General features: G+C 59.9%; 12 protein-coding genes. All 12 read right to left on the reverse strand.

The window, feature by feature from the left end; genetic code table 11:
* Window positions 1-59 precede the first annotated feature (59 nt).
* The gene (yjiA, locus tag BFV67_RS02785; RefSeq protein ID WP_069597847.1) at window positions 60-1,013 is read right to left on the reverse strand and encodes a GTPase; all 954 of its coding nucleotides are present in this window, start codon (window positions 1,011-1,013) and stop codon (window positions 60-62) included.
* A 10-nt stretch (window positions 1,014-1,023) separates the two neighbouring features.
* A complete protein-coding gene (locus BFV67_RS02790; protein WP_003856610.1) occupies window positions 1,024-1,227 on the reverse strand; it encodes a YbdD/YjiX family protein in 204 nt (67 codons plus the stop codon).
* A gap of 96 nt (window positions 1,228-1,323) precedes the next feature.
* Complete coding sequence (locus tag BFV67_RS02795) at window positions 1,324-3,477, reverse strand: carbon starvation CstA family protein (RefSeq protein WP_008501310.1); 2,154 nt, start codon at window positions 3,475-3,477, stop codon at window positions 1,324-1,326.
* Window positions 3,478-3,668: 191 nt separating this feature from the next.
* Complete coding sequence (locus BFV67_RS02800; protein WP_045335597.1) at window positions 3,669-4,586, reverse strand: helix-turn-helix transcriptional regulator; 918 nt, start codon at window positions 4,584-4,586, stop codon at window positions 3,669-3,671.
* Between the two features lie 177 nt (window positions 4,587-4,763).
* Window positions 4,764-5,276 (reverse strand): 4-hydroxyphenylacetate 3-monooxygenase reductase subunit, encoded by a 513-nt coding sequence (locus BFV67_RS02805; protein WP_044597195.1) that lies wholly within the window; start codon window positions 5,274-5,276, stop codon window positions 4,764-4,766.
* Window positions 5,277-5,293: 17 nt separating this feature from the next.
* Window positions 5,294-6,856 carry a 4-hydroxyphenylacetate 3-monooxygenase, oxygenase component gene (gene hpaB, locus BFV67_RS02810; protein ID WP_014168483.1) on the reverse strand — a complete coding sequence of 521 codons (1,563 nt, stop codon included), beginning with the start codon at window positions 6,854-6,856 and terminating at the stop codon, window positions 5,294-5,296.
* 195 nt (window positions 6,857-7,051) lie between these two features.
* On the reverse strand, window positions 7,052-7,942 hold the full coding sequence (gene hpaA, locus BFV67_RS02815) for a 4-hydroxyphenylacetate catabolism regulatory protein HpaA (protein WP_039023937.1): 891 nt from the start codon (window positions 7,940-7,942) through the stop codon (window positions 7,052-7,054).
* Entirely contained in the window at window positions 7,914-9,266 is a 1,353-nt protein-coding gene (hpaX, locus tag BFV67_RS02820; protein WP_063436326.1) for a 4-hydroxyphenylacetate permease, read from the reverse strand. The genes hpaA and hpaX overlap by 29 nt, the downstream gene beginning before the upstream one ends.
* Window positions 9,267-9,287: 21 nt before the next feature.
* Entirely contained in the window at window positions 9,288-10,085 is a 798-nt protein-coding gene (gene hpaI / locus BFV67_RS02825; protein ID WP_045409209.1) for a 4-hydroxy-2-oxoheptanedioate aldolase, read from the reverse strand.
* Between the two features lie 9 nt (window positions 10,086-10,094).
* Window positions 10,095-10,898: a 2-oxo-hept-4-ene-1,7-dioate hydratase gene (gene hpaH / locus BFV67_RS02830; protein WP_021240607.1), complete on the reverse strand. Its 804-nt coding sequence runs from the start codon at window positions 10,896-10,898 to the stop codon at window positions 10,095-10,097.
* Between the two features lie 106 nt (window positions 10,899-11,004).
* Window positions 11,005-11,385, reverse strand: a complete 381-nt coding sequence (locus BFV67_RS02835; protein WP_008502110.1) for a 5-carboxymethyl-2-hydroxymuconate Delta-isomerase — start codon at window positions 11,383-11,385, stop codon at window positions 11,005-11,007.
* A 9-nt stretch (window positions 11,386-11,394) separates the two neighbouring features.
* Entirely contained in the window at window positions 11,395-12,246 is an 852-nt protein-coding gene (gene hpaD, locus BFV67_RS02840) for a 3,4-dihydroxyphenylacetate 2,3-dioxygenase (protein WP_008502109.1), read from the reverse strand.
* Between the last annotated feature and the right edge of the window lie 2 nt (window positions 12,247-12,248).

Genomic DNA, 12,248 nt, shown 5'->3' on the forward strand with positions numbered 1-12,248 from the left:
CACCGCTCTCCCCACAGGGGAGAGGGGGATTGTTCGGAGCGCATAGTTAAGCGGGGAGGCTATTTCTTCAGACCCGCAAACGCCGCCCGAATCTCCTCTTCCGGCAACTGGATACCAATAAACACCATCACGCTGTGCGGCGCTTCATCGCCCCACGGTCGGTCCCAGTCGGCGCTGTACAGGCGCTGCACGCCCTGGAACAGCAGGCGGTTCGGCTCGCCGTCAATCCACAGCATGCCTTTGTAGCGCAGCAGCCTGTCGGCAAACGACAGCAGCAGGTTCTCCATCACGCGGGAGACCTCGCTGATATCCACCGGGTAATCCAGCTCCACCACAATCGACGCCACGTCGTTTTGCTTGTCTCCCATAAAGTGGAAGCGCGGTTTTGTGGTGACGTTCTCTTCCAGCATAAAGCCGCTGGTGTTGAAAAGCTGGGACAGGTCGATATCGCCGTGCGTCACCGTATAAATCGGCGCGCGGGAGTTGATGCGCGTCAGGCGCTCGCGAAGCTTAACGCTTTCGCCCGCCACGTCGGTTTTGGTCAGCAGGATGCGGTCGGCGTAGCCCACCTGAGACTGGGCGAGGGTGAACTGGTTCATCTGGTCATCGGCGTGGACCGCATCGACCAGGGCAATGACGCCGTCCAGCAGGTAGCGCTGGCAAAGGATCTCGTGAGAGAAAAAGGTCTGAATAATCGGGCCGGGGTCGGCCATGCCGGTGCACTCGATCACCAGGCGGTCAAAGTCGATGTCGCCGCGGTCGCGGCTGTCGAGCAGGTCCAGCAGGGCATCTTCCAGCTCGTTAGAGCGGGTGCAGCAGATGCAGCCGTTGGTCAGGGTTTTGATCTGCGTGGCGCGATCGCCAATCAGCTGGTCGTCTACGGAGACTTCGCCAAATTCGTTTTCGATGACGGCGATTTTGAAGCCGTGCTGCTCGTTCAGGATGTGGCGCAGCAGGGTGGTTTTACCGGCGCCGAGGAAACCGGTCAGCAGGGTAACGGCAATCGGGGTCATGGTCTCTCCTTTAGCAGCAGCGGACGCCGCCTTCTCCACTTCCGCCGTAGCGCGCTTCCTGGCGCTCGCGGAAGAATTCGGTGTAGGTCATGTACGGCTTATCCGGATGGTTGGTCTTCATGTGCTCAACGTAGTTGTCATAGTCCGGGATGCCAATCAGCATTTTCGCCGCCTGACCGAGGTATTTTTTTGCTTCGCCTAAGTTACCAAACATAACGTGTCCTGATAAGAAAAAGCCCGGTGGCGCGCAGCGATCCGGGCCTACAGCACCGTTGTAGGGCGGGTCAGCGCAGCGCCGCCCGCCATTGTTTTAGTGGTGTGAAGAGGTCTTCACGCCGCCTTCCGGTACCGGCACGTACGGGGTTTCTTTATCCGTGCGGCCATCGATGTTGCGCACTTTCATCCAGGTTTTGATGCCGTAGAAGATGATGCTGTACACCACCACCAGGAACAGAATGCTCAGACCCGCGTTGGTGTAGTTGTTCACCACGATATGGTTCATGTTGGCAATCTGCTGCGCGGTTAAATCCGCGCCACCTGCGGCAATCTTCTCTTTGTACTGGTTAGCCATGAAGAAGAAGCCTTCCAGCTGCGGGTTGGTGCTGAACAGCTTCAGACCCAGCGCCCAGGTGGTGCAGAGCAGCAGCCACAGCGCAGGCACCACGGTAACCCAGATGTATTTGGTACGTTTCATTTTCACGAGGACCACGGTACCCAGCACCAGGGCCACGGCAGCCAGCATCTGGTTAGAGATACCGAACAGCGGCCACAGGCTCTTCACGCCGCCGAGTGGGTCAACCACGCCCTGATACAGCAGGTAACCCCACAGGCCTACGCAGCCCGCGGTGCCGAGTACGCCCGCCACCAGAGAGTCGGTTTTCTTCAGGAACGGCACGAAGTTACCCAGCAGATCCTGCAGCATGAAGCGGCCCGCACGGGTACCGGCATCCAGCGCGGTGAGGATGAACAGCGCTTCGAACAGAATACCGAAGTGGTACCAGAAGCCCATGTCCGCCCACGGCAGCACTTTGTGGAACACGTGTGCGATACCTACCGCCAGCGTCGGCGCACCACCTGCGCGGTTCAGCACGGACGGTTCGCCGATGTCTTTCGCGGTCTGCATGATCTGCTCAGGCGAAATCACAAAGCCCCAGGAGCTGACGGTCGCCGCCGCGTGTGCGCTGGCCTCTTTCAGCTGCGCCATGATCAGCGCGGTATTTTCGCCTCCCATCTCATGCAGGTTAGGCATGGTGATGCCCAGACCCGCTGGTGGCGTGTTCATCGCGAAGTACAGGCCAGGCTCGATAATCGACGCCGCAACCAGCGCCATGATCGCCACGAAGGACTCCATGAGCATTGCGCCGTAACCGATGAAGCGCGCGTCGGTTTCATTGGCCATCAGCTTCGGCGTGGTGCCGGAGGAGATCAGCGCGTGGAAGCCAGACACGGCACCGCAGGCGATAGTGATAAACAGGAACGGGAACAGGGCGCCTTTCCACAGCGGACCGGTACCGTCAATGTACTGGGTTACCGCCGGCATTTTCAGCTCAGGGTTGATGATCACAATCCCGATGGCCAGCCCGACGATCACGCCGATTTTCAGGAAGGTCGCCAGGTAGTCGCGCGGAGCCAGAATCAGCCACACCGGCAGCAGGGCAGAAACGAATGCGTAACCGATCAGCGCGAAGGTGATGGTGGTGTCTTTAAAGGTCAGCGCCGGGCCCCAGTACGGGTCGTGCGCAATCACGCCGCCGAAGTAGATGGAGGCGACCAGCAGCACGATACCGATCACCGACACCTCACCAACGCGGCCAGGGCGCAGGAAGCGCATGTAGATGCCCATGAACAGCGCAATCGGTACGGTAGAGCAGACGGTGAAGACGCCCCACGGACTTTCGGCCAGCGCTTTCACCACGATCAGCGCCAGCACCGCGAGGATGATGATCATGATCAGGAAGCAGCCAAAGAGGGCGATGGTGCCCGGCACGCGGCCCATCTCTTCTTTGATCATCTCACCCAGCGACGAACCGTTACGGCGCGAGGAGATAAACAGCACCATAAAGTCCTGCACCGCACCCGCCAGCACCACGCCCGCCAGCAGCCAGAGCGTACCCGGCAGGTAGCCCATCTGCGCAGCCAGTACCGGGCCGACCAACGGGCCAGCGCCTGCGATGGCGGCAAAGTGGTGACCAAACAGCACGTAGCGGTTGGTAGGCACGTAGTTCAGGCCGTCATTGTTAATGACCGCCGGGGTGGCACGCGTCGGGTCGAGCTTCATGACCTTCTGCGCGATGTATAAGCTGTAGTAGCGATAAGCCACAAGGTAGACGGAAACCGACGCGACCACGATCCACAGGGCGCTGACGTGTTCGCCCCGGCGTAATGCGACAACCGCCAGACAGAAAGCACCGAGGATCCCGAGTAAGGCCCAGGGCACGTGCTTCAGTAGTTTTTTAGTATCCATAGTAAGACCTGGTTTTTTATGTAAAGAAAAAAGGGTCAGGGTTCGTTGTGAGGAGGTATTGATTAATGCTGGAGCGATCGTGCCAGATCCCCGCGCGCGTAAAGGACGGTAAATGAATGAGTGGTTGAAAGTGCCGGGTGAGCGGTCAAAGGCGGCGACGAGCGGTTTCGGTGCGCCGCCGGAGGGCGAAATTATGTGATTGAGATCACTTGATTATTCGGGTTGCGCTCTACGGCCAGATAGCTCTCCAGCGTCCTGATGAGTTTCTCCTTCAGCCAGCTCGGTTCCAGGATCTGAATATGGGGGAGCCAGTAGAACAGCAGCGGCAGGATCTGGTTCTCATGGGCCGCCTGGCAGCGCAGCGTGACGCCGTCCTGCTGCTCCTCCAGCAGCTCCTGTTCCGGCAGAAGATCCCGGCGCAGGAAGTAATGTGAAATATTATCTTTGATGAATATTTTCACCGCGAAAGTATCTTCGGACACCCAGGGGTCGAGGCTTTTCTCCAGCAGCTCAAGAACATTTTCTTCGGGAGTGAAGGTCGTTTTCTGAATATCAAACCAGCTAATCTGGCTCAATGAGAAGGATTTCAGCCGGCTATTTTCGGTGGCTTGTAAATACCATATATTTTTTTTGTTAATGAGTTTATAGGGATTAATCAGGCGGGTTTTACCCTTATAAACGATCTGGCAAACATTATGGTTTTTAATCGATTTCTCGATTTTCGTTAAATGACGGCGAATATCGCGTTCTACCGTATGTTCCGCTTCATTGCCAAGAATAAGAATATGGTTTTCGTCTACGCGCCTTTCAAGCTTTTGCCAGAATTCCATATTTCTTTCAGGGAAAAAGCTGTCGGCATTCAGAAAGTTAGCCAGAGTGTGATGCAATCCTTGCCCACCCGGCGATTGTGCGGAATGAATCAGCCGATATAGACCGTTACCGGTATGTTCAACAATGGGCGAGAGGGCATTTAAATCCCGGTAGACGGTGCGTTCGGTAATTTTAAATTTCTCCATTAGCGCACCGCGGTTTACCACACCGTTTAAATGTAGCTCAAGGAGAATATCGACCAGACGTTCAGCCGAGCGGCTCCGCGTCGTTTTAGCCATAAGGTCATCCTGTATATATAGGTATGCGCTGAATGATGCGGGTGCACTGACAGGCGGCGTCAGTATTCAGGCACAGAAAATTTCTCTTATGGGTATATAACGGCGTGATTTAGCGGAAACCTTAGGAGTTTTTGCAGAAAGCGGCGCTGGCCGGAAAAAAGGCCAGCGCGAGGGGGGTCACACGGCGACTTCCGTCTCCAGCATGACCGGGTGGAAGCGGCGCCTGAAGTAGATCAGGCCGTGGCCCGCGTCACTCAGAATGATGTTTTTAATTTCAACCAGATAAACCAGATGCGTGCCGATGGTTTGCACCTGGCTTATTTCGCCTTCAAGGCTGGCCAGCGCGCCCTTGAGTACCGGCTGCGCCAGCGGCCCTTTCTGCCAGCAGGAGAGGGCAAAGCGCTCTTCCATCGTCATACCGGTCATCCCGGCGAAATGGCGCGCCATGATCTCCTGCTCGTGGTTCAGCACGTTAACGCACAGCCTGCCGTTGCCCTGGAATACCGGGTTCATGGCGCTGTTGGCGTTGATGCATACCATGACCGACGGCGGGGTGTCCGTGACCGAGCAGACGGCGGTGGCGGTGATGCCGCAGCGGCCCGCCTCGCCCTCAGTGGTGACCACGTTAACCGCCGCCGACAGGCTACTCATTGCGTCGCGAAAACGCAGGCGTTGTTCATCTGAATGCATTGCAACCTCCCGCTGCGCTATTTCAGCAGCTTGTCCAGCATGTTGATATCGCTGTTGTTGTGCAGGTGCGGCACCGTCCAGCCGTGTTGGTCGTATTCGGACATGCAGCGGTCGACCATCGCCATCATCTTGTCCATATTGCCGGAGCTCTGCGCCTGGCGCAGACACTGCAGGCGAATTTCATCCTGACTGCCGGAGTAGTTAATTTCGTACAGCTCGTGACGGCCGCCAAACTCGCTGCCGATTGCGTCCCACATCAGCTTCAAAATCTTGATGCGTTCGACGTGGTCCATGCCGTTGGAGCCGCGCACGTATTTCGCCAGATACTGGTCGATCTGCGGGTTGTTCAGATCCCGGGCGCTGGACGGCAGGTAGATCAGCCCGGAGGTGACGTTACGCTCGATGATGTTCTTGATCTTGGCGTAGGCCATCGGGGCCATCACGCGGTAGGTCTGCAGCGCCGCGTGGTCAGGAAGATACGCACCGTTGACCCACGGGGTGGCTTCGGAGCACATGGAGTCGCTCAGCGCCCAGAACATGTTGCGCCAGGCCACCACTTCGCCGAGATCCGCCTGCACGCCGCGGAACTCCAGGGTGCCGGTACACTCCAGGGATTTCTTCAGCAGGGCGGTGATGAAGTCGAGCTTCACCGCCAGACGCACGCAGGCCTGCAGCGGGTACATTCGCGCAAAGCCGCCCTCCATCGTCCAGCGGCGGCAGCGGTCGAAATCGCGGTAGATGAGCACGTTTTCCCACGGGATCAGCACGTGATCCATTACCAGAATGGCGTCGTTCTCGTCAAAGCGGCTGGAGAGCGGGTAGTCGTAAGGGGAGCCGGTTGCGCCTGCCACCATCTCATAGGAGGCGCGGGAGATCAGCTTCACGCCCTCGGCGTCCATCGGCGCGACGAACATCAGCGCGAAGTCCGGGTTTTCGCCCATCACCTGCGCGGAGCCGAAGCCGATCATGTTGTAGTGGGTCAGGGCGGAGTTGGTCGCCACCACTTTCGCGCCGCTGACGATAATCCCGGCGTCGGTCTCTTTCTCCAGCTTGATGTAGACGTCTTTCACCTCGTCCGCCGGCTTGTGGCGGTCGATCGGCGGGTTAACGATGGCGTGGTTGAAGTACAGGCCGGTTTCCTGAATGCGGGTGTACCAGTTCCGGGCGTTCTGCTCGAACTGGCCGTAGAAGGCCGGGTTGGCGCCCAGCGCGCAGCCGAACGCGGCTTTGTAGTCCGGCGTGCGGCCCATCCAGCCGTAGCTCAGGCGCGACCACTCGGCGATGGCGTCGCGCTGCTGGCGCAGGTCGTCGGCGCTTTTCGCCACGCGGAAGAACTTGTGGGTATAGCCGCCGCTGCCGGTGTCGGTGCCCCAGCACAGCGTGTCCTGCATGTCCGGCTTGTGCAGCGCGTCGTACATCTGCGCGATGGAGGCCGCCGCATTGCGAAACGCCGGATGGGTAGTGACGTCTTTGACGCGCTCGCCGTAGATATAAATCTCACGACCGTCCTGCAGGCTTTTTAAATACTCTTCACCAGTTAACGGACGTTTGGCATCAGCGCGGAAATCTTCAGGCTTCATAGGGACCTCGTATCGGAATAGATTTGTTAAATTTATGTTTTGTTTTTGTTGTTTAATTGAAGCCTGAGAGGGGCGTTACGTGAAGGGACGATTGGGACAACGACGGGTACTTTTCGGGTGGGTTGTGGTTTTGTGAACTGTGCGGCTTTTCGGCGGGTGGCGCTGCGCTTACCCGCCCTACGAACCGTGATGCGTTCAGGAAACCGGTACTTTCTGCGCCCGATACGCGCTCGGCGAGCACCCCACTAAGCGATTAAAAAAGCGGGCGAAATAGGCCGGATCTTTGAACCCCAGCTGCCAGGCAATTTCGCTGACGGTGCTGTCGGAGAAGAGCAGCAGGCGTCGGGCCTCGCGCAGCTGGCGGTCGAAGATCAGGCGTTTTGGCGGCCGGTTGGCGAAGCGGCGACAGATATCGGTCAGGCGGGATTCGGTCAGGTGCAGCTCGCTGGCGTATTCCGGCACCGTCCAGTGCTGGTGGTAGTGGCTGTCGATCAGCTGGGTAAACCGCTGGAACAGCTTCAGCTCGCCGCGCATGCCGCCTGACGCGTGGTCGTCGAGCTTCGCGTTGCGCAGCAGCAGGGTAAACACCGCCTGGGCCAGCAGGACCAGCGTATGCTCGCGCCCGGGCAGCTGCTCCGTGGATTCCCGGGCAATCAGCTGCCAGTAGTGCTTCAGCGCCGCCAGCTCGTCCGGCCTGTCGGCAAGCGAAAGGCAGATCCCCGGCAGGCCAAACGCCTCCCGCGTGCCGGGGTAGAGCACCTCCAGCAGCGGCCAGATCAGATCCTCGCGCACCGTCAGCACGTGTCCGTCGCTGTCGGATTCGGTGATAAACGCGTGCGGCACCGACGGCGGCGTGAGGACGAACAGCGGGGCCTGCACCGAATAGCGGTGATCGTCGAGCTGGAGCTCAATCTGCCCGGTATCGAGAAAGTGCATCTGAAAATACTGGTCGTGACGATGCGCCTGCATGTCGCGGCCAAAAAAGGCCGCCATGCGGGCGAACGACTGGTAGTGCACATCGTCAGTGCCCAGACTTTCGTCGTACTCCTTGCTGATATCAATGTTGGCGATAGGGCTCTGGCACACGATCGTTCCTCTGTTGATCCCGCTGCGTCATCGGGATACGCGTCAGCACCAGCGCGCCGACCACCAGCAGCCCGGCCACAAACCACAGCCCCGAGCTGAAGCTGCCGGTCGCGTCGCGCAGGATTCCAATCAGCAGCGGGCTGACGGCGGAGCCGACGTTGCCGATGGCGTTGATCACCGCCAGCGCCACCGCACGGGACTGCAGGCTAATCACCCGATCCGGCGTGGTCCAGAATATCGCCATGGCGGTAAACGATCCGGTTGAGGCCATGATGATGCCAAGCAGCTGGATCAGGCTGTGATCGGTCGCGGAGGCCAGCATCCATCCCGCCGCGGCGAACAGGTACGGCAGGATGGTGTGCTTTTTTCGCTCTTTCAGCCTGTCGGAACGGCGGCTCCACCAGATCATCCCGAGGATGGTGCAGAACTGCGGGATCGCCGCCAGCAGGCCGATGACGATGTTGCTGCTCCCCGTGTTGAAGCTCTGCAGGATCTGCGGCGTCCAGATGTTGATCGCGCTCAGCGTATTGGTCAGGCAGAAGTAGGCCAGCGTGTAGAGCAGCACCGCCGGGGTCAGCACCTCGCGCAGCGTCGAGCGCGGCGTGACGGATTGGGCAATGGCAACCTCCTGCTCGCGGGCGATCATCGTTTTGAGCGCCTGCTTTTCGTCCTCATCCAGCCAGGTGGCCTGATCCGGCGTGTCGTTGAGGTAAAACCAGGTCACCACGCCGAGCACCACCGACGGCAGCCCTTCCAGCAGGAACAGCCACTGCCAGCCCTTGAGGTTCCACAGCCCGTCCATCGCCAGAATGTACCCGGAGAGGATCGAGCCGAGCATCATGGTCACCGGCATGGCAATCATAAACAGCGCGTTGGCGCGGGCGCGGTGATAGGCCGGGAACCACCAGGTGAGGTAGACCAGAATCCCCGGCAGGAAGCCCGCTTCGGCAATGCCCACCAGCATGCGCAGGACGTAGAGGGTTTCGGGGCTGGTGGCGAACATGGTGCAGGTGGAGGCAATACCCCACACTACCATGATCCCGGCGATCCAGCGGCGCGCGCCGATCTTCGCCAGCATGATGTTGCTCGGGATCCCGCACAGCACGTAGGTGACGTAAAAGAGCGTCGCGGCCAGGCCAAACATGGTTGAGGTGAGGCCCAGATCTTTGCCCATCGTCAGCCCGGCGAAGCCGATGTTGATGCGATCGAGAAACGAGAAAACAAACAGGATAAAGAGAAAGACGATCAGGCGTCGGAACAGCTTGTGAATGACGCGGTGTTCAACGTCTTTATTATCATGGGCTTGCAGGGTAGAGGTCGTCATGGTGCGCTCCAGATCTTACGTTTAGTAGACGGATTTATTGTTATTAACTGACGTAACCGGTTTTTCGATAAAGCGTGCCGCCAGCGCTTCCGCGCCGCGGGCGAGCAGGGTGGTGTCGACCCCGACGGCGACAAACCGCGCGCCGAGTTCAAGATAGCGTTTTGCCAGCGGCTCGTTCGCCATCAGGATGCCGGGGGCTTTACCCGCAGCGCGTATCTGTGCGATCGCCTGTTCAATGGCGGCCTGCACCTCCGGGTGCTGCGGATTGCCGGCAAAGCCCATGTCGGCGCTGAGATCCGCCGGGCCGATAAACACGCCGTCGACGCCTTCCACGTCCAGGATCTGCGGCAGGTTTTTCAGCGCCTCACGGGTTTCGATCTGCACCAGCACGCACATGGCGTCGTTGGCCTGCTGCAGGTAATCCGGAATGCGGTTCCAGCGCGAGGCGCGCGCCAGGGCGCTGCCGACGCCGCGAATGCCCGCGGGCGGGTAGCGGGTGGCACGTACCGCCTGCCGCGCTTCGTCGGCGTTTTGCACCATCGGCACCAGCAGGGTTTGCGCACCCACGTCCAGCAGCTGTTTGATTTGCACCGGGTCGTTCCACGACGGGCGCACCACCGGCTGGCTGGGATAAGGGGCGATGGCCTGCAGCTGGGTCAGGACGGTCTGCACGCTGTTCGGCGCGTGCTCGCCGTCGATCAGCAGCCAGTCGAAGCCTGCTCCGGCCAGCAGCTCCGCGCTGTAGCTGCTGGTCAGCCCCAGCCATAGCCCAATTTGCGGGCGGCCCGCCTGCAGCGCCGCTTTGAATGCGTTTTGCATGGTTATCTCCTAGACAAAGCGGCAGCTGATGGAGCCCATGTTGCCGTAGTCGACGTGGAAGGTGTCGCCTCTGCTGGCGGGCACCGGGCGGGTAAACGAGCCGCCGAGAACGATCTGGCCAGGCTCAAGCTGCACGTCGTACGGCGCAAGCTTGTTAGCCAGCCACGCCACGCCGTTGGCCGGGTGGTTAAGCACGCCTGCGGCGACGCCGGTCTCTTCGATCACGCCGTTGCGGTAGAGCAGGGCGGAGATCCAGCGCAGGTCCAGCTCGTCGGGCTTAATCGGACGGCCGCCGAGGATCACCCCCGCGTTGGCGGCGTTATCGGAGATGGTGTCGAACACCTTGCGCGGGCGCTGGGTGTCCGGGTCGACGTTGTGGCAGCGGGCGTCGATCAGCTCCAGCGCGGGGATCACGTAGTCCGTGGCGTTATAGACGTCGAAGATCGTGCAGTTCGGGCCGCGCAGCGGTTTTGCCAGCACGAACGCCAGCTCCACTTCAATGCGCGGGACGATAAAGCGGTCGACCGGGATGTCGCTGCCGTCGTGGAAGAACATGTCGTCCAGCAGCGCGCCGTAGTCCGGCTCGCTAATCTGCGAGCTGGCCTGCATCGCTTTAGAGGTGAGGCCGATCTTGTGGCCCTTCAGCACGCGGCCTTCGGCGATCTTCAGGCTGACCCATTCGCGCTGGACGGCGTAGGCGTCGTCGATAGTGATCGTCGGGTAGTCGAGGGAGATCTGGCGGATCTGCTCCCGGGACTGCTCCGCCTGATGCAGACGATGGGCGATCAGGGTATGGGTGTGTTTATCGAGCATGGCGTATCCTTTATGCGGCTGTTGCCGGGTGGCGCTGCGCTTACCCGGCCTACGTTCGAGCCGTTGTAGGTCCGGTAAGCGAAGCGCCACCGGGCGGAAAAGATGTCTATTTAAACAACGCGTGCACGTTGTTTTGTTTGTAATTGAGCGTTGGGTGCAGTTCGTCCAGCTCAAACGACAGCGCCAGATAGCGGCTCGCCATCAGCGCCGCGAAGTGCGTTTTAATCAGCGCAAACAGCATTTCACCGACCTCTTCCCGGCTCTCCAGACTGCGCCCCGCGCCAATCTTCAGCGTCATATGGACAAAGGCGTAATCGTGCTTGCCGTCGGCCATCTGCCAGGTGTCCAGCCAGTGGGCGCGGCTGCGGATACCGCCGATAGGGAAGATGCCCGTGGCGGCGAGCGCCTCGTTCACTTTGGCGAACAGCCCCGGCAGGTCGGCCTGCTCGCGGATGTTGTCGGTACATTCAGCAATAAAGTGCGGCATGGAGGCTCCTTACGCGGGCAGGGGGAAAACGGCGTTGACCTGGCCGGTGCCGGAGCTGGCGAACAGCTCGGTGAGAAACTCCACCTTGCCGTCGTATTTGTCCCAGCCGAGCATCCCCAGCAGCATCACCGTGTCGTGCATGTTGCCCTCGCCGTAGCAGTAGTCGGCGTACTCCGGCAGCATGCTGCAAAACTCTTTAAACTGGCCTTCGCGCCACAGCTTGACCACGCGCTCGTCCATCTGGCGGTCGAACTCCCGGGTGTAGCTGTTCATCCCTTCCTCGGCGCGCTGGTCGTCGATAAAGCGGTGCGACAGCGAGCCGCTGGCGAGCACCGCCACGGTGCCGTCATATTTTTCGATGGCGCTGACGATGGCCTCGCCCAGCCTGCGGCTGTCGGCGAAGTCGTGAACCGTGCAGAACGCCGAGATGGAGACCACCTTGAAGTGCTTATCCGCGTTCATGTAGCGCATTGGCACCAGCGTGCCGTACTCAAGCTTGAGGCTCGGAATGTTGTGCGCTTTGGCGCGCACGCCACGCTTCACCGCTTCGTCGGCAATCAGCTGGCCGAGTTCCGGGTTGCCGTCGTAGTCGTAGGTCATGTCGCGGATAAAGTGCGGCAGCTCGTTGCTGGTGTACACGCCCGAGAAATGGTCCGCACAGTTGATGTGATACGCGCTGTTCACCAGCCAGTGGGTGTCGAAGACGATAATGGTGTCGACGCCCAGCTCCCGGCAGCGCTTGCTAATTTCTTTATGCCCATCGATGGCGCCCTGGCGGCAGCCGTGGTTTTTGCCCGGCAGTTCGGAGAGATACATCGACGGCACGTGGGTGATTTTTGCCGCTAACGCTAATTTGCCCATTT

The organism is Enterobacter roggenkampii (assembly GCF_001729805.1).
Classification (GTDB): domain Bacteria; phylum Pseudomonadota; class Gammaproteobacteria; order Enterobacterales; family Enterobacteriaceae; genus Enterobacter; species Enterobacter roggenkampii.